13 protein-coding genes and 1 tRNA gene are annotated in these 22,871 nt (G+C 73.3%); 8 read left to right on the plus strand and 6 right to left on the minus strand.

All coding sequences use genetic code 11. The features are described 5' to 3' along the window. Nucleotides 1–26 precede the first annotated feature (26 nt). A complete protein-coding gene (locus tag ACERMF_RS14470; RefSeq protein WP_373669819.1) occupies nucleotides 27–518 on the plus strand; it encodes a DUF2243 domain-containing protein in 492 nt (163 codons plus the stop codon). Between the two features lie 84 nt (nucleotides 519–602). Here ACERMF_RS14470 and ACERMF_RS14475 read toward each other — a convergent pair. Further along, nucleotides 603–676 (minus strand) — tRNA-Ala (locus ACERMF_RS14475). Nucleotides 677–883: 207 nt separating this feature from the next. Here ACERMF_RS14475 and leuS point away from each other — a divergent pair. The 6 genes from leuS to holA all read left to right on the plus strand — a co-directional run bounded on the left by leuS (nucleotide 884) and on the right by holA (nucleotide 9,578). Beyond that, nucleotides 884–3,430, plus strand: a complete 2,547-nt coding sequence (leuS, locus tag ACERMF_RS14480; protein WP_373669820.1) for a leucine--tRNA ligase — start codon at nucleotides 884–886, stop codon at nucleotides 3,428–3,430. A gap of 123 nt (nucleotides 3,431–3,553) precedes the next feature. After that, complete coding sequence (locus ACERMF_RS14485; RefSeq protein ID WP_373669821.1) at nucleotides 3,554–4,447, plus strand: alpha/beta fold hydrolase; 894 nt, start codon at nucleotides 3,554–3,556, stop codon at nucleotides 4,445–4,447. A gap of 82 nt (nucleotides 4,448–4,529) precedes the next feature. Beyond that, nucleotides 4,530–5,357, plus strand: coding sequence for a DegV family protein (locus ACERMF_RS14490; protein WP_373669822.1), 828 nt, complete (start codon nucleotides 4,530–4,532; stop codon nucleotides 5,355–5,357). Nucleotides 5,358–5,429: 72 nt separating this feature from the next. After that, a complete protein-coding gene (locus ACERMF_RS14495) occupies nucleotides 5,430–6,194 on the plus strand; it encodes a ComEA family DNA-binding protein (protein WP_373669823.1) in 765 nt (254 codons plus the stop codon). Further along, entirely contained in the window at nucleotides 6,191–8,731 is a 2,541-nt protein-coding gene (locus tag ACERMF_RS14500) for a ComEC/Rec2 family competence protein (RefSeq protein ID WP_373669824.1), read from the plus strand. The genes ACERMF_RS14495 and ACERMF_RS14500 overlap by 4 nt, the downstream gene beginning before the upstream one ends. Continuing rightward, a complete protein-coding gene (holA, locus tag ACERMF_RS14505) occupies nucleotides 8,616–9,578 on the plus strand; it encodes a DNA polymerase III subunit delta (RefSeq protein ID WP_373669825.1) in 963 nt (320 codons plus the stop codon). Before ACERMF_RS14500 ends, holA begins: the two co-directional genes overlap by 116 nt. A 105-nt stretch (nucleotides 9,579–9,683) precedes the next feature. Here holA and ACERMF_RS14510 read toward each other — a convergent pair whose 3' ends face one another. Continuing rightward, nucleotides 9,684–14,528 (minus strand): NAD-glutamate dehydrogenase, encoded by a 4,845-nt coding sequence (locus ACERMF_RS14510; RefSeq protein ID WP_373669826.1) that lies wholly within the window; start codon nucleotides 14,526–14,528, stop codon nucleotides 9,684–9,686. Nucleotides 14,529–14,678: 150 nt separating this feature from the next. On the opposite strand from ACERMF_RS14510, the gene ACERMF_RS14515 reads away from it, so the two are divergent. Next, a complete protein-coding gene (locus ACERMF_RS14515; RefSeq protein ID WP_373669827.1) occupies nucleotides 14,679–15,311 on the plus strand; it encodes a hypothetical protein in 633 nt (210 codons plus the stop codon). 81 nt (nucleotides 15,312–15,392) lie between these two features. On the opposite strand, the gene rpsT is transcribed toward ACERMF_RS14515, so the two are convergent. The 4 genes from rpsT to ACERMF_RS14535 all read right to left on the minus strand — a co-directional run bounded on the left by rpsT (nucleotide 15,393) and on the right by ACERMF_RS14535 (nucleotide 22,764). Beyond that, the gene (gene rpsT, locus ACERMF_RS14520) at nucleotides 15,393–15,653 is read right to left on the minus strand and encodes a 30S ribosomal protein S20 (protein ID WP_373669828.1); all 261 of its coding nucleotides are present in this window, start codon (nucleotides 15,651–15,653) and stop codon (nucleotides 15,393–15,395) included. Nucleotides 15,654–15,852: 199 nt separating this feature from the next. Beyond that, nucleotides 15,853–16,194 carry a hypothetical protein gene (locus tag ACERMF_RS14525; protein ID WP_373669829.1) on the minus strand — a complete coding sequence of 114 codons (342 nt, stop codon included), beginning with the start codon at nucleotides 16,192–16,194 and terminating at the stop codon, nucleotides 15,853–15,855. 34 nt (nucleotides 16,195–16,228) lie between these two features. After that, the gene (locus tag ACERMF_RS14530; protein ID WP_373669830.1) at nucleotides 16,229–19,594 is read right to left on the minus strand and encodes a UvrD-helicase domain-containing protein; all 3,366 of its coding nucleotides are present in this window, start codon (nucleotides 19,592–19,594) and stop codon (nucleotides 16,229–16,231) included. Beyond that, complete coding sequence (locus ACERMF_RS14535) at nucleotides 19,591–22,764, minus strand: PD-(D/E)XK nuclease family protein (RefSeq protein WP_373669831.1); 3,174 nt, start codon at nucleotides 22,762–22,764, stop codon at nucleotides 19,591–19,593. The genes ACERMF_RS14530 and ACERMF_RS14535 overlap by 4 nt, the downstream gene beginning before the upstream one ends. Nucleotides 22,765–22,871 lie beyond the last annotated feature (107 nt).

The following is a 22,871-nucleotide window of genomic DNA, read 5'->3' on the forward strand; positions in this document are numbered from 1 at the left end:
GCGCACCCACCGACGACGAGGGACGCATGGGCGCACGGCCGGAAGTGCGTTCGGTCGTGCTGGGCGCGTCGACCTTCGGGTTCGGGCTCGGGGGACTGACCGACGGCATCGTGTTGCACCAGCTGCTGCAGTGGCACCACCTCGTCAGCGCGCGGGTCCCGCCCGACGACCGGGCCGCCCTCGAGGCGAACCTGTTCTGGGACGGCGTCTTCCACCTGTCGACCACGGTGGTCCTGGTGATCGGCGTCGTCGTGCTCTGGCGCGGCTGGGAACGCCGGGACCGGGCCACCGCCGACCTGGCCGGCCTGGCCGGGCTGACACTGATCGGCTGGGGCGCGTTCCATGTCGTCGACCAGCTCGTCTTCCACGAACTGCTCGGCCTGCACGACATCCGACAGGGCGCCGCCAATCCCGGCATCTACAACTGGAGCTACTTCGCCATCGGCCTGCTCCTCGCCGCCCTCGGCTGGCTCGTGCTGAGGCGCTGGGGCCGTCTGGGCCTGCCGGACCGACCATGAACCGAACCACGGGACGACCGCGCTCCGCCCGGACACGAACTCGCCCCCGCCAGCGATGCTGACGGGGGCGAGTTCGCGCTCAGGTGGACCGGATGGGATTTGAACCCACGACCCCCTCCATGCCATGGAGGTGCGCTGCCGGACTGCGCTACCGGCCCGAGGCGCGCGTCACGCCGAAGCGTGCCGTGCGGCGGCGCAATGTACACGGTGTCGGCAGGCCGGTCGAACCGGTGCCGGCGTCGCCCGGGCAGCACCGCGGCAGGCCGGGTGAGAGCGGCAACCGGTGACGGCTACGCTCGTGCGGCCCCCGCCACGGGGGTTTTCACGTCCGGTGTTCCCATCGAAGTCCGACTGAGGAGTGGTCCGTGAGCGACGGGCAGGCGACCCCGACCGGCGACGAGGTCGAGCGCTACGACCCGCTCTCCTTCGAGCCCGAGCTGGCGGCACGGTGGCACGACGAGCGCGTGTACTCGCTGCCGTTGGACGCGAACACGCAGACCGACGGTTTCTACGCGCTGACGATGTTCCCGTACCCCAGCGGTGACCTGCACATGGGGCACGCCGAGATCTTCTCGATCCACGACACGCTGGTCCGGCACCTGCGCATGACCGGCCGCACGGTGCTCAACCCCATCGGCTGGGACGCGTTCGGCCTGCCGGCGGAGAACGCCGCCCGCAACCGTGGCGCCGACCCGGCGAAGTGGACCTACGCCAACATCGCCGAGCAGCGCGCCACGATCGTGCGGCTCGGCTACTCGTTCGACTGGGACCGGGTGCTGCACACGTGCGACCCGGAGTACTACCGCTGGACCCAGTGGCTGTTCCTGCAGCTGTTCGACGCCGGGCTCGCCTACCGCCGGGGGGCCGCGGTCAACTGGTGCGAGGGCTGCCAGACGGTGCTCGCCAACGAGCAGGTGGTCGACGGTGCCTGCGAACGTTGCGGGACCGTCGTCGTGCGCAAGCCCCTGACGCAGTGGTTCTTCCGGATCACCGACTACGCCGACGAGCTGCTCGACGCCCTGCCCTCGCTGGACTGGCCGGAGCGCGTCAAGACGCTGCAGCGCAACTGGATCGGCCGCTCCGAGGGCGCCGAGGTCACGTTCCGCACCGCCGAGCCCGACGGCGGCGCCGCCGGCGAGGAGGTCGTGGTCTACACCACCCGTCCCGACACGCTCTACGGCGCGACCTACTTCGTGTTCTCGCCCGAACACCCACTCGTCGCGGCGCGGATGGGCGACGACCCCGACTACCGCGTCTTCATGGACGCCGTGTCCCGCAAGTCCGAGATCGAACGGCAGGCAGGCTTCGACTCCAGCCTCGAGAAGGGCGCCAACCGGGCCAAGCGGGGCCTGCGGCTCAACTTCGACATGATCAACCCGGCCACGGGCGAGGTCATCCCCGCCTACGCGGCCGACTACGTGCTCATGGACTACGGCACCGGCGCCATCATGGCCGTGCCCGCCCACGACCAGCGCGACTTCGACTTCGCCCGCCAGGAGGGCCTCGAGGTGCGGGTCGTCGTCGCCCCCGACGACGGCAGCGACCTCGGATCGGGTGGCCACGGGCGCGACGGCGCCACCATGACCGAGGCGTATGCAGGCGACGGCCGCACCGTCAACTCCGGGGACTACGACGGCCTCGACTGGCGCGAGACGAAGCAGCGGATCACCGCCGACCTCGAGGCTCGGGGCCTCGCCAAGGCGACCGTCAACTACCGTCTGCGCGACTGGCTGATCTCGCGGCAGCGCTCCTGGGGCGCGCCGATCCCGATCATCCACTGCCCGGCGTGCGGCGAGGTGGCCGTCCCCGAGGACCAGCTGCCGGTGCGGCTGCCGGACGACCTCGACTTTCAGGTGACGGGCTCGCCGCTGGCGATGCATCCGACGTGGAAGCACGACGTCAGCTGCCCGTCGTGCGGGTCGCAGGACGCCGTGCGCGACACCGACACCATGGACACCTTCGTCGACTCGTCGTGGTACTTCCTGCGTTATCTCGACCCCCACAGCGACACCGCCGCCTGGCCGGTCGACGAGGCCGGCCGATGGCTGCCCGCCGACCAGTACACCGGTGGCGTCGAGCACGCCGTGCTGCACCTGCTCTACGCCCGGTTCGTGGTCAAGGCCATGCGCGACCGGGGCCTGGTGCAGGCCGACGAGCCGTTCCAGGCCCTGTTGAGCCAGGGGCAGGTCATCCTGGGCGGCGCCTCGATGTCGAAGTCGAAGGGCAACCTCGTCGTGCCCGGCGAGGTCTACGAGACCTACGGCGCCGACGTGCTGCGCGGCACCATGCTGTTCGCCTCGCCGCCCGAGGACGACATCGACTGGGCCGACGTGTCCCCCGGCGGGATGCACAAGTGGCTCTCGCGTGTGTGGCGCCTCAGCGTCGAGCACATCGCCCGCGAGGAGGCCGGGCTCGGCCGACCGGGAACCGACGACGCGGTGGCGGCCCTGCGCAAGGCGACCGCGGCGGCCATCGTGGGTGTGAGCGAGGACTACGAGGCCCGCAAGTACAACACGGTCATCGCCAAGCTGATGTCGCTGACCAACGCCGTGCTCGACGCCACCCGTGGGGGAGCGCACGGTCCGGCCGTCCGGGACGCCCTCGAGACGCTCCTGACGCTGCTCGCGCCGATCTGCCCGTTCATCACCGAGGAACTGTGGTCGCGCCTCGGGCACACCGACTCCATCCATCGGCAGTCGTGGCCGCAGGCCGACACCTCGCTGCTGGTCGAGGACGAGGTCACCATCGTGGTGCAGGTCAACGGCAAGGTGCGTGGCCGCGTCACCGTGCCCACCGGCGCCGACCAGCAGGTCACGGAGGCGGCCGCCCGCGCGACCGTCGCCGACCAGCTCGGCGGCGAGGTCCGTAAGGTGATCGTCGTGCCCGGCAAGCTCGTCAACCTCGTCGTCTGAACCTCCCCGGCCGGTGTCGCGCGGCCGGCGTCGGCCGGGGCCACGGGCCACTGGCCGCGGCCGGCGGGTCACGATCCGGCCGGTAGCGTGATTTCACACGCACGGTCGGACCGGGGAGAGCAGGTGGAGCCGCGTTTCGTGCGGGCGAACGGCCTCGCCTTCGCCTACGTCGAGCAGGGGCCGAGCGACGGGCCGCTCGCGCTGTGCCTGCACGGCTTCCCCGACACCCCCGCGACATGGCGTCACCTCATGCCAACGCTGGCCGAGGTTGGCTTCCGTGCCGTCGCGCCGTGGCTGCGCGGCTACCCACCGACCGAGCTGCCCCGTGAGCGGCGCATCGCCCCGGACACCCTGGCCGCCGACGTCAACGCGCTGCACCGCGCCCTGGGCGGTGACCGCGACGCGGTCCTGGTCGGCCACGACTGGGGTGCCGTCGCCGCCATGCGCGCCGCCGCAGCGGCGCCCGAGCGGTGGCGCCGCCTGGTCACCCTGGCGGTCCCGCCCGAACGCATCCTGCTCGGTGCCGTCGGCGACCGCCGTCAGGTCCTGCGTTCGCGCCACGCCATGGCGGCGCTGGTCCCGGGAGCGGAGCACCGGTTGATGGCCGGCGACGCCGAGGGATTCCTGCGACTGTGGCGCCGCTGGTCGCCGGGGTACGTGCCGGGACCGGACGACCTCGAACCGCTCCAGCAGATGCTGCGCACGCCGGGGGCACCGCGGGCGATGCTGGCCTACTACCGCGGCTTCGCGCCGGCGGTGGTCTCCCGGCGGGCGCTGTCGCACCGCGTTTCGCTGCCGCCGCAACCGCACCTGGTGCTGCACGGCCGGCAGGACGGCTGCGTCGGCGTCGAATGGGCCGAGCGTGCTGAAGGCCGCCTGCCCCACCCGGCGTCGAAGGTGATGATCCTCGACGACGCTGGTCACTTCCTGCACCTCGAACGGCCGGAGGAGGTCGGTCGGCTGGTCCGGGAGCACCTCGGCGCCCGTGGCAGGACCGTCCCGGCGGTGCGGGCCTGACGTCGCTCCGCCGCGTGCCCGGCACGGTCTCGTAGGCTGCCGCAGGACGGGAAGGTGTGCGGTGGGTCGAGGTGTCGCGGTGGTGACCGACTCGACGTGCGACCTGCCGCTCGAACTCGTGGAGCGGCTGGGCATCCGCGTCGTGCCGCTGTCGGTGACCTTCGGGGACGAGACCCTGATCTCGGGGGTCACGATCTCGCACGAGGAGTTCTACGAGCGGCTCGCCGCCGAGGCGCGGCTGCCGACGACCTCCCAGCCGGCGCCGGCGTGGTTCGAGGAGGCCTACGGCGACTGCCTCGACGACGACCACGACGCGGTCGTGTCCGTCCACGTCTCCGCGGCCCTGTCGGGGACGGTCGCCCTGGCCCGCCACCGAGGCGCGAGCGCCGGTCTGCCGGTCGAGGTGCTCGACAGCCGACTCGTGGGTGGGGCACTCGGCCTCGCCGCGTTGCGGGCGCACCGCGTCGCCACCGCGGGGGGCGGTGTCACCGAGGTCGTCGCCGCCGCCGAGACCGTCCGCGACGGTGCCCTGAGCCTGCTCGTCGTCGACGACCTCGCCCACCTGAAGCGCGGGGGCCGCCTGACCGGTGCCCAGGCCGCGGTGGGCAACGTCCTGCGCGTGAAACCCGTCCTCGAGGTCAACGAGGGCCGCGTCGAGGTGCGCGAACGCACGCGCACGTGGCAGCGGGCGCTGGACCGGGTCGCCGACCTCGTGGTCGACCACGCCGGCGGTCGCGTCGTCGACGCCGTCGTGGCCCATGCGGTCGCGCCGCAGCGGGCCGCCGAGCTGTGGGAGCGGCTGGACGGCCGCCTCGAGGTCGCCGAACGGCTCGAGACGCTCATGGGCCCCATCGTCGGCACCCATGTCGGTCCCGGCGCGGTCGGAATCGCCGTGGTGCCGCAGGCGTAGTCCCAGGGCTCGTCCACAGCCTGCCTGGACGCCGATCCGGCATCCCCGTTCCACCGCGGCAGTCTCGCGGCCATGGACGAGACCCCCGGACCGCTGGCGCGGGCGCACGCGTGGCTCCAGGCGACACCGGCCGAGGTGGCGGGCCTGGTCATCCTGCTGCTCGGATCCCTGGTCGCGAGCGGGGTCCTGCTGCTGCAGGCGGGGCAGCGCCCGGCCGCCGGCGAAGATCGGACGGGTGCCGACCCCGACGCGGCCGCCGGCATCGGCGCACCGGTCACGTCCGCCGACGCGGACGACGTGGACGCCCACGTCGACGGCCATGACGGCCATCACGGCCATGACGGCCTTGACGGCCTTGACGGCCATGGCACCGGGGACATCGCGCCGATCCCGCTGGTGGTGCACGTCACCGGCGCGGTCGCGCGGCCCGGGGTCGTCACCCTCGACGCCGGTGCACGCGTGGCCGACGCGGTCGCGGCTGCCGGCGGCGCGACCGACGGGGCCCTGGTCGAACACCTCAACCTGGCACGCCTCCTGCAGGACGGCGAGCACGTCCATCTGCCTCGCGAGGGCGAGGACCCGCCGCCCGTGGCCGCCGCGCCGCCGGGCGCGGCCGACGCGGGCGCCGGCGGCGCGGCGTCGGAGCCGATCGACCTCAACCGCGCCACGGCGGAACAGTTGACGAGCCTGCCGGGTATCGGCCCGGCGAAGGCGCAGGCGGTGATCCGCCACCGCGAGGAACACGGGCCCTTCCGCGCACCCGGCGACCTGCGACAGGTCCCGGGCATCGGCGAGAAGACGTTCCAGGGGTTGGCGGACCTGGTCACCGTGTCGTGAACGACGACGAGGACGCCTGGCGTCATCCACCGAGCGGCGCCCTCCTCGGACCACTACCGGTCTGCACCGCCGGCCTGGTGGTCGGCGCCTGGGCGGGCGGCCACCTGGGGGTGACGACGAGCCAGGACGTCCGGTTCGCCGGTGCGGCCGCGGCGCTGGCCCTGCTCGCCGTGGTCGCGGCGGTCCGCACCGGACGGCATGCGCCATCGGCCCGTCGGCTGACCCCGGGGCCGGTGCGCGGCGGGGTGTGGCTGGTGGCCGCCTCCCTGGCGGTCGGTGTGGCGCTGACGACGGCACGCACCGCCACCACCCCGTGGGGCCTGCTGCCGTCGCTGGCCGCCGAGGGTGGGAGCACGACCGTCACCGGCCGGGTCGTGCACGAGCCGCGGCGAATCGTGACCGGCTGGCACGTGTTGGTGCAGGTCGACGCGGTCGGCGGTGTCCCGACCCGGGAGCGCGCCGCCACCACGCTCGACCACGACCACCCGCCACCGCTGGGCCAGCGGTTCGTCGCCACCTCCACCGCCCGGCCGTTCCCCGAGGGCGGCTACGGACGCTGGCTGGCGCAGCAGCACGCGACGGTGGTGCTCGACGTGGTCTCCTGGCACGCAGCCGAGCCGCCTGGGCGGTTGGCCCGTGCCAGCGAGCACGTGCGCGACCGGGTCAGGCGTGGCAGCCAGGCGCACACACCGCCAGCGGTCGCCGGCCTCCTCGCCGGGCTGGCGACGGGGGACACCCGGACCCTGCCCGACGCCGACCGTCTGGCGATGGAAGCGACCTCGCTCACGCACCTGACCGCCGTGTCCGGCACCCACGTCGCCCTCGTCACCGCCGGTGTCCATGCGCTGTGCCTGGCGCTGCGCCTGCCCGCCCGTGCGCGGCGCGCGACGCTGGCCGTCACCCTGCTCTGGTTCGCGTTCGTCACCCGCTTCGAACCGTCCGTCCTGCGCGCCGGCACCATGGCGGCCGTCGTGCTGCTGGCCGGTGCGCGCGGCCACGCCCGGGACGCCCGTCATGCGCTGGCGGGCGCCGTGCTGCTCCTCGTGCTCCTCGACCCGCTTCTGGCAGGCGCCCTGGGTCTGCTGCTGTCGGCGACCGCCGCCGGTGGCGTCCTGGTGCTCGCCCCGATGGTCCGTCCCCGGTTGCACCGACTGCCGGACCGGCTCGCCGACGTGCTGGCGGTCACGCTCGGCGCCCAGATCGCCGTCGTGCCCTTGCTGTTGACCACGTTCGGGACCGTTCCGCTGGCGTCGGTCCCCGCCAACGTGGTCGCCGTACCCGCAGCCGCGCTGGCGGCTTCGATCGGGTTCGTCGCGGCTGCCGTGTCGTCGGTGCATCTCGGGGCGGGCAGCTTGTTGTTCGCGCTGGCGGGTTGGCCGGCCCGGGTGGTCCTGTTCGCCGCACACGCCTACGCCGGCAGGGGTGGCGGCGCCGACACGGGGCGACCGTTGACGGTGGCGGCGCTCGCGGCGGGGTGCGTCGCCGTGTTGGCCCGTCCGCGTACTCCTGCGGCCCGCGTCGCCGGGCTGGCGACCGCGGCGGTACTGGCGGCCGCGATCGCGCCGGCGGTCCTCGGATCGCGACCTCCGACCGGGCTGGTCGTGACCGCGATCGACGTCGGCCAGGGCGACGCGTTCCTGGTCGAGTCACCGGCAGCGCGCATCCTGGTCGACACCGGGGAGGACGACCGGACCGCGCGCTGGTTGCGGGCCAACGGCCGACGACGTCTCGACCTCGTGGTCCTGACCCACCCGCACGCCGACCACATCGGCGGCGCGGCCGAGGTGGTGCGGACGGCACGCATCGGTGCGGTGTGGATGCGCCCGCTGGAATCCGGCTCGCGTGCGGTCGACGACCTGCTGCAGGCGACGGAGGTCGCAGGCGTGCCGGTGCGGGCGCCGGTGACGGGTGACCGTGTCCGCGTCGGCGACCTCGCCGTCGAGGTGCTCGGACCCGACCCGGGGCGTCCCTACCGCTTCGCGCCCAGTGAACCGAACGAGACCTCCATCGTCGTCCGCATCACGTGGCAGGACCGACGGGCGCTGTTCGCCGGTGATGCCGAACGCACGGCACAGGGGGACCTCCTGGCGCGGAACGCGGCCGATCCAACGCGCGACCTCCTCGCTGCCGAACTCCTGGCGGTGCCCCATCACGGGGCGGCCACCACCGATCCGGCGTTCCTGCGCGCGGTCGCGCCGCAGGTTGCCGTCATCGGCGTCGGCGCCGACAACGACTACGGCCACCCATCGCCCGCGGTGCTCCGGGTACTCGAGGAGGTGGGAGCCCGCGTCCACCGCACCGACCGGGACGGGACGGTCGAGGTCGCCGTGCCGCCCCCACGGGGGCACGCGCCTGGTCCCCGCCGATCTGGTCGACGGCACCCCCGGGCGGTCCAGACGGTGCCCTCGATAGGCTGCCGGCATGCGCCCCGTGTACCTGCTCGTCGGCGACGACGACCTGCTCCTGCACCGCGAACTCGAGCGCCTCCTGGCCGACCTGCGCGAGCAGGACCCGGAGCTGGCGGTCGAGACCTGTGACGTGCAGGAGACCGACCATCTGCCCGAGCTCCGTACCGCGTCGTTGTTCGGCGGACGGACCTGTGTCGTCGTTCGCGGCGCTGAGGGGCTCTCGGGCGACCTGAAGGCCGAGGTCGAGGCCTACGTCGCCTCCCCGACCGACGAGGCCGTGCTGGTCCTCGTGGCCCGCGGCGCGGGCAAGATCCAGAAGATCGGCAAGCTCGTCAAGGAGCACGGCGAGCGCCTCGACGTCAAGACGCCGCCGGACTGGGACGACCGCGGCTGGCAGCGGCTGGTCGGCGAGGAATTCCGCCGGCTGCGGCGGAAGGCCGACGCCACCGCGATCGCCGCGCTGATCGCCCACGCCGGCAACGACCCCGGCACGATCGCCTCCAAGGTCGGGTCGGTGTGCGCGACGCACCCGGCCGCCGCGACGCTGACCGCCGAACACGTCGAGTCCGCGGTCGAGGGCCACGGACGCCGGTCGGGCTTCGCCATCGCCGACGCCGTGGCCGAACGCGATCCCGCCGCCGCCCTGGTCGCGGTGCGCGGCTCCCTCGAGGCCGGTGAGGCGCCGCTGGCCGTCCTGGGTGCCATGACGTTCCGTATGCGCCAGCTGCTGCTGGTCCGCAGCGGTGCGGGCCCCAAGGACGCCGGCGTCTCGCCGGGCCAGCACCGGCGCCTGCAGGGCCTGGCCGCCGCCTTCAACCCGGGCGAACTCGCCTGGTGCCACGACCGCCTCGCCCAACTCGACGTCGACCTCAAGGGCGCCGACCTCCCCGACCACCTCCTGCTCGAACTCGCCATCCTCGAAGTCGCCACCCCAAAGCCCGTAGGCCACCCCTGGAACCCCCTGACCCCCACCTGACACGAGCAGGGGACGCTTCGATCCCAGTAGCTGGAGAGCCACGCGAGCGGAGGGCAGGCCGTCCGTCCGTAGCGGTCCGGAGCTGGGGCGGCCGACGGGAGCGGATCAGGCGCCACGCTCGATGGCGTCCCGGATGGTGCGCACCCCGACGGCGACGGCGTCCAACGTCTGCTGGTCCTGGCTCTCGACGTCGCGGGTCACGGCCAGGATCCGTTGCAGTGCCGCGGGCCGCTCGTCGAGGAACTGCTGCACGGCGTCCGCCTCGGAGGCGTCCGGGAAGCGTTGCAGTGCGGTCAGGGCTGCCTCGCGGCGGAGGCGACGCAGGTCGTTGGCCAGTCCCGCCCGCTGCCGGCGTGCCCAGGCGGCGTGCACCCGGGCGCGCTCGAGCGCCCGCTCGACCCGGTCCACCTCGAGGGTCTCGCCGAGGCGGAGGAAGGCGTCGGCGACGTCGGAGGCGCCGCGCTTGCCCGGCGCCTTGGTCAGGACGTGTGCGACGTCGGGGATCATGGCGAGATCACCGGCGCAGGCGAGGAAGCGCGCCAGTTCGGGGTCGACGAGGTCGTCGACGAGCCAGCGGGCGTGGGCGACGCGGGCGCGGCGCTGCGTCGGCGTGCCTAGCGTAAGCATGTTGTCGATGAGTTCGGACGCCACGTCCCGGTCGCGCTCGAGCAGTGCAGACGGGTCGCGCAACAGCGGGTCGAGCAGCAGCGTCGAGGTGACGCGGGCGACCAGCCGATCGATGACCTGTTCCAGTTCGAGCGCACGTTGCGGGTCGTGGGTGGACTGGCCCGCCTCGAGCAGGTCCCACCAGTGTTCCGCCCGCACCGCGCCGCGCGCGACGAAGTAGGCCCGCACCACGTCGACGAGCGGGACGCCGGACTGGTCGGCCAGGGACGTCGCGAAGGTCACGCCCATGCGGTCGACGACGTCGTTGGCCGCCATGGTGGCGATCAGTTCGCGGCGCAGGCGGTGGCGGGGCAGCAGGTCCGCAAATCGTTCGCTGACCTGGCCCGGGAAGTAGGCCGCCAGCAGCGGCTGGAGGAGCGGGTCGTCGAGCACGTCGGAGGCGAGCAGGTTCTCCTTCAGCTCACGCTTGGCCCAGGCGAGCAGGGTGGCCAGCTCGGGCCGGAGCAGACCGGCACCGGCCTCGCCGCGTGCGGCCAGTTCCTCGCTGCTGGGAAGAACCTGCCCGACACGGTCGAGTTCACCACGCACCTCGAGCCGGTGCATGAACTGCTCGTAGGCGTCCAGTTGACTCGGGCTGCGCGCGACCTCCTGGGACAGGGCGGCGGTCTGGCCGTCGATGTCGCGCAGGACGTCGTCGACCACGTCGTCGGCGAGCCCGGCCAGCAGTCGGTCGCGTTCGTCCTGCGTCAACCGGCCGTCCTCGACGGCGAGCGTCAGCAGGATCTTGAGGTTGACCTCATGGTCGGAGGTGGACACGCCGGCCGCGTTGTCGATCGCGTCCTGGTTGATCCTGCCGCCGTGGCGGGCGTACTCGATCCGGCCGCGCTGCGTGATGGCGAGGTTGGCGCCCTCACCGAACACCCGTGCCCGCAGGTCGCTGGCGTCGATGCGGACCTCGTCGTTGGCCCGGTCGCCGACCTGGTCGTGCCGTTCGCTCGACGCCTTGACGTAGGTGCCGATGCCGCCGGCGAACAGCAGGTCGACCGGAGCGCCGAGGATGGCGCGGATCAGTTCGGGTGGGCTCAGCGCCTCGGCGTCGATGCGCAGCACCTCGCGGATCTGCTCCGACAACGGGATCGAGCGCACCGTGCGGGGGTGGATGCCGCCGCCGGCGGAGAGCTTGTCGCGGTCGTAGTCGTCCCAGGTCGAGCGCGGCAGGCCGTACAGCCGTTCGCGCTCCTCGAAGGCGACCTCGGGGTCGGGGTCGGGGTCGAGGAAGATGTGGCGGTGGTCGAACGCGGCCACGAGCTTGACGGCACGTGAGCGGCGCAGCCCGTTGCCGAAGACGTCGCCGGACATGTCGCCGATGCCCACCACCGTGATCGGCTCGATCTGCACGTCGACGCCGAGTTCGCGGAAGTGGCGTTGGACGGCCACCCAGGCGCCACGTGCGGTGACGCCGAGGTCCTTGTGGTCGTAGCCGTTCGAGCCGCCGGAGGCGAACGCGTCGTCGAGCCAGAATCCGTACCGCTGGGCGAGCTCGTTGGCGGTGTCGGAGAACGTGGCGGTGCCGCGGTCGGCGGCGACGACGAGGTAGTGGTCGTCGTCGTCGCGGCGGACCACGCCGGGCGGGGGCACGATCTGATCGCCCTCGAGGTCGTCGGTGACGTCGAGCAGACCGCGGACGAACGTGACGTACTGGCGGCGTACCTCGTCGCGACGCGCCTCGGGGTCCTCGGGCTCGCGTGCGAGCACGAACCCGCCCTTGGCGCCGGTCGGCACGATCAAAGCGTTCTTGAGGATCTGGGCCTTGACCAGGTCGAGGACCTCGGTGCGCACGTCGTCCTTGCGGTCCGACCAGCGCAGACCGCCACGGGCGACCCGTCCACCACGCAGGTGCACGCCCTCGACGCGGGGCGAGTGGACGAAGATCTCGCGAAACGGCACCGGGTCGGGCATGCCGGGAACCTGCGACGGGTCCATCTTGAGCGCGATGTAGGGCTCGGCGGAGCCGTAGGCGACGGCGTCCTCGCGGAAGGCGTTGGTGCGCAGCGTGGCCTCGATCAGGTCGAGGTAGCCGCGCAGGATGCGGTCGTGGTCGAGCCGGTCGAGCCGGTCGCAGGCCTCGGTCACCCGTTGGCGCGACGCCTCCAGTCGCGACGCGTCGGCGATCTCGTGCGGGTCGAAGCGGGTGTGGAAGTGGGCCACGAGGGCGCGCGCGACCTCGGGGTGGGCCACGAAGGCGGCGTTGACGTACTCGGGCGTGTACGCGGTCCCGACCTGTCGGCGGTAGCGACGGTAGGTCCGCAGCAACGCGACGTCGCGCCAGGACATGTCCGCCCGCAGCACCAGGCGGTTGAGCGAGTCGACCTCGAAGTGGCCCCGCCAGGCCGCGAGGACGGCGTCGGCCAGCCGGGGGCCGTCGGCGACGACGTCGAGCTCCTCGGTGCGGACGCCGAAGTCGTGCAGTTGGATCTTGGCGCCCTCGTCGCCGTCACGCAGCAGCGGGTGGGGGATCTCCTCGGTGACCACCAGCCCGAGGCTCTCGAGGATGGGCAGGAACCCGGACAGCTCCAACGGCGCGCCGAGCTTTGCGGCCTTCAACCGCACCAGGCCGTCCGCGCCCGCCTGGAGCCGGACCAGCAGCTCGTGCGGCCCGTGAACCAGCTCGTCGAGCAGCATCACGTCCTGCACGGCGACGTCGGTGGGCACGGTGTCGCGGTAGGCCCGTGGCAGGCGCGCGCCGATCTCGTCGGTCAGGCGCTGGGCCTCCCGCTCGTCGAGCACCCGCCGCAGCTTGCCGCGCAGGTCGTCGATCCACGACCGTGCGAGCTTGCGGACACGGGCCTGCAGTTCGGCCAGCGACACCTCGGGGATCTGGCCGTCGAGCTGCAGGAGGAAGCGGGCCAACGCCTCGTTGCGGTCGCCGAGCGACACCTCGACGTCGACGCGCTGGGCGCCGTAGGTCTGCAGCAGCAACTCCTGCAACCGCTCCCGCAACTGCGGTGAGTACACGTCGCGGGGCACGGCGATCAGGACCGAGACCGTCCGGGTGTGGTGGTCGATCCGGGTCAGGGTGCGGATCTCGCGGTGTTCCTCGGCGTGGAGCAGACCGACCAGCGTGCGGTGCAGGGTCTCGGTCGAGGACTGGAACAGCTCGTCCTTGGGCAGCGCCTGGAACAGCGAGACCAGCGTGACCTCGTCGTGGGAGCCGGCGACCACGTCCTCGGCCTCGAGGATGCGGCGCAGCTTGTCGCGCAGCACGGGGGTGCTGCGGGCCGGCTCGCTGTACCCCTTGCGGGTGAACAGTCCCAGGATGCGGAACTCGCCGCAGACCCGGCCACGCTCGTCGCGGCGGGTGAGCCCGAGGTACTCCATGCGGACGCGCCGCTGGACCGTCGACAGGCGGTTGGTGCGGGTGACCGTCAGCAGTTCCGGGCCTTCGAGCTGCTCGCGCTCGCTCGGGGAGAGCTGTTCGAGCGGGACCGGTTCGGCGAACCGCGACCGCGACTCGTCGCGCAGCAGCCCGAGCCCGGAGCCGGGCACGACCGCCGCTACCCGGGTGCCGTCGCCGTCGCTGATCTCGTACTCGCGGATGCCGAGCAGCACCAGGTTCTCGTCGAGCAGCCAGTCGAGCAGCGAGGCCACCTCGGCCTGTTCGTCGGCGTCGCTGTGCGACCACGTGCCGGCCGCCAGCTCCTGTGCCACCTGGCGGATCCGGGTGCACATGGCGTCGAAGTCGCCGGTGGCGGTCATGACGTCGTCGACGAGGCGGTGCAGGACCTGGCACAGCTCCTCGGCTTCGTCCGCGGCGACCCGCTCGTCGAGCTCGAGGTGCAGCAGCGACTCGCGCTCGCTGGCGGTGCGGGCCGGCACGATCCTGGCGACGCCGCCGTCGGGTCCGCGCTCGACGCCCACGATCGGATGCAGGGACCGCACGACCCGGTGGCCGCGACGCTCGAGTTCGTCGGTGACGGTCGACAGCAGGAACGGACGGTCCTCGGACGCCACCTCGACGACGGTGGCGAGCGCTGGGCGGCCGTCGAGTCCCGTTGGTGGCACCCGCAGCGAGATGTTCACCTCGTCGGGACGTCGACGGTCGATGGCTTCGAACGCCTCGAGGATGCGACGTGCCGCGGCCGGGGCGTCGGCCCCCCGCAGCTGGCTCGGTGGCACCCGGCGAAGCGCGGCGATCGCGAAGTCGCGCAGCACCTGGGGGCGGTCGTGCGGCAGGTCGGCCAGCGCGGTCAGGACGCGGTCGTGGCTGTCGGCGCGCTGCGCTGGAGGTGCAGCGGCATCGTGCTGGTCGGTGGCGTCCGACACGGGGTTCCTCGAGGTCGACGGCTTCGAGGGGATGCTAGGACCCTCGAGGCGTCCAACGGTGGACCGAGCGGACGTACCGTGCGCGGCGTGGCCCCGCGCTGGACGTAGGGTTGGCGGGTCTGCTCTGTCGCACGGCCGGGAAGGCAGCCCGTGGCCCGCATCACGCTGGATCCCGACGACGTCAACCAGGACCGCGAGGTCACGCTGACCGACGGCCGCGTCGTCGAGTTGTCGGCGGCCGACGGTGGCACGTTGCGGGCGATCGCCCGTCAGTTGTACACCCACCGCTCCAGCTACGAGGCCGCCTTCGCGCCCGACGACGAGGAGGTGTTGGCCCGGCTGCGCGCGGGTGAGATCGCCCTCGACGACGTGGCGCCGCTGCACCTGCGACTGCGGGACCTGATGCGCACGCGTCGCTCCAGCGGGGGACGTTCACCGACGACGCTGGAGCCGACGCTGCTGCTGCAACGACGGATCTGGACTTCGGCCTCGGGGGTGAGCCGCCCGCTGGAGGAGCTGACGCCGACGCACCGACGGAACCTGCTGGGCTGGCTCGAGCGTCACAGCGACGAACTCGCCGAGCGCTTCGCCGAGGCGGACCTGCCGCCGGCGCAGCGCGCGGCGGTCGAGCCGCGTATCCCATGGGTGCTCGGGACGCCGCTGTACCAGCGCATCGAGGAACTGATCCACGCCGAGACCACCACCGAGCAGGCGCGTGACGAGGCGCGTCAGGTGATGCGCCAGGTGCGGTTCAGCCGGGAGGGGGAGTGGCCGGACCGCTGAAGCCGGCCCGCCCGCAGGGAGTCGAGCGGGCACGCGAAAGGCGCCCCGCGGGGCGCCTTGTCACGTCGAGCCGAGGACGACTCAGATCTTCTGCAGCCGCTTGGCCATGCCCGACTTGCGGTTGGCGGCGTTGTTCTTGTGGATGACGCCCTTCGAGGCGGCCTTGTCGAGCGCCTTCGCCGCGTCGGCGAACGCCGCCTCGGCGGCGGCCTTGTCGCCCTCGTCGACGGCGGTCTGGAACTTCTTGGTGAAGGTCTTCAGACGCGAACGAACCGCCTTGTTGCGCTCGTGGCGCGCCTCGTTCTGGCGGTTGCGCTTGATCTGGGACTTGATGTTGGCCATGGCTGAGGGCTCGTCTCGTTCTCGTGCGGGGCGGCGTAGCCGCGCGCTCGGATGGTTCGCTGCTCGCCGAAGGGTGGCGAAGTGGCGTCGTCGCGAACCCGCGCAGCAGGACTACGACCGGTGCGGGGCCGAGCGGGCAAGGTACCAGTGCGCTTCCCGATCCGGCAACCGCTGTGGCTGCCGGATCGGGCGTTGCGGGTCAGGCGCTGCCGTGGCGGGGGCAGCGGCGCGGGCCCGGGGCGTCGGCGTGGTGGTCGAAGGGGCAACCCCAGATGCTGCGGCGCCAGGCGCCGACCACCAGCCACCAGATCGTCAGCAACCACACGACGGTGATCAGGAAGGCGAGCAAGAGCCCGGCGGTGCTGACGGTCAGCTCGCCGGTGAGCGCCACCCAGGCCAGGCGCACGAACTGGGACGCGGTGTGAGCGGCGAGCACCACCGCCATGGCCAGCCACATCCCGTCGCGCCAGCCGGCCGGCGGTCGGGGACCCCGACTGCGGGGATCGCCGGGCTGCGGCGCGGTCAGGTCTGGGATCTCCACCCCGCCTCCGAGGTCCGGCGCTGCGACGACCGGGTCACGGTAGCGCCCGGACCTGTTGCGGTTCCGCGGCCAGCAGGACGCGCTCCACGTCGGCGGCTGCGGCCGCCACGTCCGGGAGGTCGCGCTCGACGGCGCCGTCGGGGGTGAGGAACAGGAACACGACCCGGGCGACGGGCTCGCCGACCGCGCGCTCGACCGCCAGCGCGTACGCGCCGCCCTGCCAGCGGTAGCGCCCCAACCGTTCGTCGAGGTCGCGGGCACTGGAGGCCGTCTTGTGATCGACCACGACCAGGCACCCGTCCGCGTCGCGATAGAGCAGGTCGAGGTAGCCCTCCAGCGTCGTGTCGCCGATCGTGGTGGCGACGTAGGTCTCGCGCCAGCGCTGGCCGCGGGCGGCCGCCTGGATGGTCGGGCTGCCCAGCGCCGCACGGGCGAGGGCGAGCACGTCGTCGACCCGGTCCTGGACGCCTTCGGCGGCGGCCTGGGCCGTCGCGGCGGACTCGAGCCCGCCGCCGGTGGCGAGGTCGACCGTCTGCAGGACGGCGTGGACGGCACGGCCGATCGCGGTGCCGTAGCGCCCCTTGTTCCAGGCCGGCAGGTCGAGGTCGCGTGGCCCCTTCTGCAGGCCGGGGTCGACGTCGGCGGCCGCGGCGGCCAGTGCCTCGACGCCCGACGCGCCGACGCTGCGCGGACGGCTGCTGGCGGCGAGGTGCCGGTCGCGCTCCGCGCGCCAGGTCGGCAGGTCGGGGATCGGGGCGACCGCACGGTCGTCGCGTCCGGGGGCGGCGAGCCGGTCGGGCACGGCGGCGAGGTCGACGGCCCTCGCGACGGGTGCCGCCTCGGCGGCCTCGGCGAGCAGTTGCGCGTTGGTCATGCGCGAGCGGCCGGTCGCGGGCTTGGCCGGCCGGTGCAGCGAGACGACGAGATGATCCTCGGCGCGGGTGCAGGCGACGTAGAGCAGGCGCAGCCGCTCGTGGTAGCCGAGCTGTTCGTCGATCGGCTTGAAGGCCTCGTACTCCTCCGTCGAGACGTCGTTGCCGACCTTGAGGGCGACCGGACCCTCGGCAGGCCAGGCCACGCCGACGCGGTCACGCCGGGTCATCGGTTGCGTCGTCGTGCCGCTGAGGACGGTGATCGGGAACTGCAGGCCCTTGGAGGCGTGCACCGTCATCAGCCGGACCGCGTCCTCGTCGGTCTCGGGCAGCACCGTCTCGGACACGCGCGCCGACTCCGACGCCTGCAGCCGGGCCCAGGCCAGGTACTGACGCAGCGTGCCGCCTTCCGCCTCCGACCAGGCACGGGCCTGGTCGACGACGAACCGCACCCGGCGCCACAGGTCCTGCGGGTGGCCGAGCACGTGGCCGAGCTCGAACAGTCGCCGTTCCCGTGCCAGGCGGTCCAGGAGCTCGCTCGGGGTGCGCCAGGCCGTCTCCGCCGCCAGCGCGCGCAGCAGTGCGAGGGCGGTCGCCACCGGATGGTCGGCCGGGACCTCGTCGGGCACGCGCCAGTCGAGGTCGAGGCGACCGCCGTGTTGGCGGGTGTAGGTGACGAGGTCGTCGTCGCCGCAGCCGAACAGTGGTGAGCGCAGGGCGGCGACCAGCGACAGCTGGTCGGTCGGGTCGGCGAGGGCACGCAGGGCCGTCAGCAGGTCGCGGATCTCGCGGGTGGCGTAGACGAGCGAACTCGCCTCGGCGCGGTAGGGGATGTCGCGTCGTTCGAGTGCCCGCTCGAGCGCCGACAGCGAGGTGCGGGAAGGCAGCAGGATCGTGATGTCGCCGGGGCGCGCGGCCCGCCAGCCGTCGCCGGCGCGGACCTGCCAGGGATCGGCGGGGTCGAGCGCCCGCAGGATCGCGTCCCCCACGTCGTCGGCCTCGCGTTCGCGCAAATCCTCCGCGGGTGGGTCGTCGGCGTGGGCGTCGATCCCGAGCAGCCCCACGACCGGGCCCTTCGGCGGATCTGCCCGCTGGGGTGCCGGGTCGAGTGGCTGGTACTCGGGTTGGGCGCCGGGCGTGTGGACGATCAGCCGGCCGAACACGTGGTTGACCCACGCGAGCAGCCCCGGCGCCGACCGGAAGTTGGTCGTGAGCCGGACCGGCTCGTCGCCGGCGAACCGTTCGCGCGCGGCCAGGAACAGCCCGATGTCGGCGCGCCGGAAGCGGTAGATCGACTGCTTCGGATCGCCGACGAAGAACAGCCGGCCGGGGTCGACGTCCACCTCCTGCCAGGGCCGGTCCGCAGCCACCTGGTTGCCGGCGAGCAGGACCGCCAGCTCGATCTGGATCGGGTCGGTGTCCTGGAACTCGTCGAGCAGCAGCACCCGGTAACGGTCGCGAAGCGCGGCACGGACCTCGCCGTCGGTGTCCGAGCGCAGCAGCTCGCGTGCCAGCACCAGCAGGTCGTGGAACTCGAGCCGGCCGCTTCGCCGGCGCTCCGCGGCGGCCTGCAGCGTCTGTTCCCGCACCAGCAGTGCCAGCCGGCGCAGCACCGTCAGCGAGACCTCGTCGGCGAGCGCGACGGCCGCCGCTACGGCGGCCTTGAGGCGGTCGCGGAGGTCGTCGATGTCGGGCCAGTTGGGCTTGCGCCCGAGCCGGACGGACTTCAGCTGACGCAGCAGGTCCAGCGCCGCTCCCTCGTCGGTGGCATGGCGCAGGCGCTCGACCTGTGGCTCGAGGACGTCGCAGAGCCAGGCGTGGAACTTGTCCTCGAAGGGGGCGCTGCAGCCGCCGCGCTCGTCCAACACGGCCTGGAGCGCCTCGACCACCGGGTCGAGGTCGAGCGCCGGGGGCTCGGTCGCGGTCCACGGGAAGCGGTCGGGGTCGGCGACCAGGTCCCAGTCGCGACCGAACGCCAGCGCCATGGACCGCAGGTCCTGCAGGCGCACGCCGCAGGCGTCGGAGAGCAGCAGCGTTCGGGCGAGGTCGTCGGCGTCGAGCAGGTCGTCGCGGAAGCGGCGCCACCGTTCCTCGAACTCGATGCCGGACGCGACCTCGTCGAGCACCTCGACGTCGGGTGGGAGCTGTGCCTCGATCGGATGTTCGGTCAGCAGTCGCTGTGCGAACGCATGGAGCGTGCCGATCGCGGCCGCGTCCACGTGTCCGGTCGCGACCCGGAAGCGCTCGGCCCGATCCGGGTCGCCGGGGTCCAGGGCGTGGGTCTCGCAGGCGGTGCGGATGCGGTCACGCAGTTCGGTCGCGGCCTTCTCGGTGAAGGTGATGGCGGCGATGTCGGTCAGCGCGACGCCGGCGTCGACCAGCGCCACGACCCGGTCGACCAGCGCCGTCGTCTTGCCGGACCCGGCGCCGGCCTCGACGAACAGGGTCCGTGCGAGGCCGTCGCCGATCTCCCCGCGGATCAGGCGCCGGGCATCGTCGTCCGCCAGTCGGACAGCGGCAGCGGTCATGCCGGCTCCTCCGTGTCGAGGGCGCCCGGTTCGGCCAGGAGCACGTAGTTGCGCAGACGTCGGTGGTGGCGCAGCCGTTCCCAGTCGCGGTAGGCGTCGGCCAGCCCGAGCCCGTCGTGGTCGCACCAGGCGCAGCTCGGCCACGGGCTGGTCGTCGGCCGCTCGACTCGCGCCGGGAACTGGCCCGCTTCGATGCCGTCCAGCGTGGTCCGCAGCACGTGCCGGAAGCGGTCGAGCACCTCGTCGGTCAGCGCATACCCCGCCCGCTTCCACTTGCCGCGCGTGGAGGTGAACCAGTACTCGCTGCGCACCGCGATGTCGCCCCCCTGGGCCGCACGGACGGCGAGGCCGTAGACCGGTAGCTGCAGCTTGCGCCCGTCGGCGTCTGGCGCCTCCTCGCACAACTGGGCGTAGTCGTCGGCCTTGCCCGTCTTGTAGTCGGTGACGACCATGCCGCCGCGGACGTCGCGGTCGAGCCGGTCGATCCGACCCCGCAGGCGCACGACCCGGTCGTCGCCGAGATCCACCTCGAGCGGGGGCGCCGTCCCGATGCCGAACGCGAGTTCGGCGCCGGCGGCGGTGGCGCCGAGCGCAGCCCGCCGCTCGTCGTCGCGGCTGGGGAACTCGCGCAACTCGGCGAGGAGCCGGTCGCGTTCCCGCGCCCACAGGCGCGGGTGGCCGGTCAGCCCGCGCTGCTCGTACTCGCGGCACCATCGCCGGGCGATCTGCTCGAGTCGCTCGCGTGCCGCCGACGACCACGGCGCGTCGTGGGCGGGCACCTCACGGTCGAGCTCACCGAGCAGCCACTCCTCGAGCACCTGGTGGACGAGGTTGCCGCGCTGCAGGGGCGTGATCGTGAGCTGTTCCTCGGGCTCCTCGAGCGGCGTGATCCGGAGGACGTAGCGCAGCAGGTACGCGTGCGGGCACTCCACGTAGGTCTCGAGCGCCGTCGGTGAGATCACCCGCGACGTCGGCTGGGGCAGCAGGTCGCGGACCATGCCGAGGTCGCCGTCGAAGCGGGTGAAGTCGTCGCCGGCACGTGCGGTCACCAGCTCGGTCCCCGCACGCAGGGCTGCGTCGGTGCTCACCAGGACGTGACGGTGGGGCGGGGTCCCGGCGCGTCGGCCGTCGGCGAGCTGGCGCAGCCGGTGCTCGGTCTCGGTGGCCGGGAACGCGCTGCGTGACATGCGGGCCGCGAAGGACGGCACGTGGGTGAACCACGGCGCCCCAGGGTCGCCGGGCTCCGGCAGCACGCGCACGCCATCGCCGCGCAGGACGCCGACGGTGTCGAGCAGCCAGCGCGACGGCACCAGCTCCGCGCTCCGACGCAGGTCCCCGCGCGGGGCGACCAGCAGCCGGCGTGCCCCGGCGTGGGCCAGGGCGACCAGCAGGTGGCGGTGTTCGACGTCGACGTGCTCCACGCGCCGGGGCAACTGTTCGTCGGTCCGTTCGCGTTCGCGATCGGGCAGCAGCGAGTCCTCGCGCGGTCGACTCGGGGTCACACCCTCGGCCATGCCGAGCACGACCACGACGTCGAGGTCGACGCCCAGTGCCGAGGTGAGCGGGCCGACCAGCACCCCCTGGCCGAAGCGGCCGGACTTGCCGAGGTCGGCGTCGAGTTCCAGTTCGAGGGTGCGCCGGAAGACGGCCAGATCGGCGTCGGCGTCGACGGCGTCCAGCCCGCCGAGCCGGTCGATGGCGGCGGCGGTGGCGTCGGCCGCGTCGCGTTCGGCGTCGGGCCACTGCTGCCAGGCCCGCTCGCCGCCGAGGTAGGTCTCGATCAGGCCGTTCGCCCAGTCGCGCAGGGCGGCCCAGCGCTCGAGTGCTGCGCCGGTGTCCAGCGCGTCGCCGAGACCGGCGACGAAGTCGCGGAGCGCGTCGGCGTCGTCCGCCTCGCGGCGCAGCCGCTCGACCAGCCGGTCCTGGTCGGCGTCGGGATCGGCCTCGATCGTGTCGGCATCGGCCCGACGGACCGCGGCGAGGTGGGTGAGGTGGTCGTGCCACTGCCTCCGACCGCGTACGACGCCAGCCTCGCGGCTGATCCGCTCCCACCAACCCACGCGGACCCGGCGTCCGTCCCCGCGCCGGACCGGCGCGCCGGCGAGCACGGCGAAGACGTCCTCGCGGCGCCATCCGCGGGCATCGAGGTCGAGCACGTCGAGCAGCCAGCGTCCGAGCAGCCGGTCGCTCAACGGCCGGATGGCGCGCCCGAACGACGGGATGTGGGCCGCCTCGAGGTGTTCGGCGACGAGCCGGGCATAGGGGCGGTCCGCGGGGTAGAGGATGGCGATGCGCTCGAGCGGGACGCCGGATCTGGCGGCATCGACGACCGCGGCCACCGCCGTCCGCGCCTCCTCGTCGGCGTCGGACACGCTGATCACCTCGGTGCCGACGGGGACCGTGACCGTGTCGCCGTCGTCGGGTGGGGCGACCCCGAGGGCGTGCAGGGTCCGGTCGACGTCGCGGTCGGCGGCGACCACCCCGGTCCGTCCCGCCAGGACGTGCAGCTCGGAGACGTCGGCGACGGCGGCCAGCAGGCCGACGGCAGGCGGGGCCAGGCGCTGGGGCAGGTACAGCACGACGCAGCCGAGTTCGTCGACCAACGGCATGCCCGTGGCAACCGCCGTCGTCGCCGCTGCGAGCAGCGCCGGCTCGTCGTACCAGTCGTCCATCAGCCGCTCCCGGACGGCGCGGTGCACACGCACGACGTCGCGGGCCCGCTTCGACGACGAGGCGAGCCGGTCCAGGGCGGCAGGGGAACAATCGGCGAGTTCCCGGTGAGCACGCACCAGCGACGCCTCGGTCGCCGGATGGTCCGCAACCGCCTCGAACAGGCCGGGTTCCTTCGCCAGGACCGCACGAACGGCGGCCGCCACGACCGGGTTGGACACCGGCCGGCGCCCGTCCGCGGCCAGCGACGGGGCGCCGAGCAGTTCGGCCAGCCGGTAGACCGTCAGCAGCGTGATGCCGGCGACGCCGACCCCCCGGTCGCTGACCGCCCCGAGGTCACCTGCGGCCAGGCGGCGGCGGATGGCGACCCCGACCGAGTTGGTCGGTACGACGACGGTGACGGGTGCCAGCGGGTCGTGTGCCTTGGCGTGACGCACCAGGTCCCGCAGGCGTGACTCGGCGGGCGGGCCGTAGGCAGTGGTGTGCAGTGAGATCCCCATGGCCGGCAACGTACTGGGCACCTGCGACACGCCGGCCCCACCACGGCCGCGGCGCCCAGTAGCGTTTCGGGCGACGTCGACCGCAACCGACAGACGAGAGCCGCCAC

It is taken from the genome of Egicoccus sp. AB-alg6-2, assembly GCF_041821025.1.
Taxonomy (GTDB): domain Bacteria; phylum Actinomycetota; class Nitriliruptoria; order Nitriliruptorales; family Nitriliruptoraceae; genus Egicoccus.

Coding starts and splice junctions, on each gene's coding strand:
- ACERMF_RS14535 (WP_373669831.1), bottom strand. CDS start 22,764: ATGGGGATCTCACTGCACACCACTGCCTACGGCCCGCCCGCCGAGTCA.
- ACERMF_RS14530 (WP_373669830.1), bottom strand. CDS start 19,594: ATGACCGCTGCCGCTGTCCGACTGGCGGACGACGATGCCCGGCGCCTG.
- ACERMF_RS14470 (WP_373669819.1), top strand. CDS start 27: ATGGGCGCACGGCCGGAAGTGCGTTCGGTCGTGCTGGGCGCGTCGACC.
- holA (WP_373669825.1), top strand. CDS start 8,616: ATGCGCCCCGTGTACCTGCTCGTCGGCGACGACGACCTGCTCCTGCAC.
- ACERMF_RS14495 (WP_373669823.1), top strand. CDS start 5,430: ATGGACGAGACCCCCGGACCGCTGGCGCGGGCGCACGCGTGGCTCCAG.
- rpsT (WP_373669828.1), bottom strand. CDS start 15,653: ATGGCCAACATCAAGTCCCAGATCAAGCGCAACCGCCAGAACGAGGCG.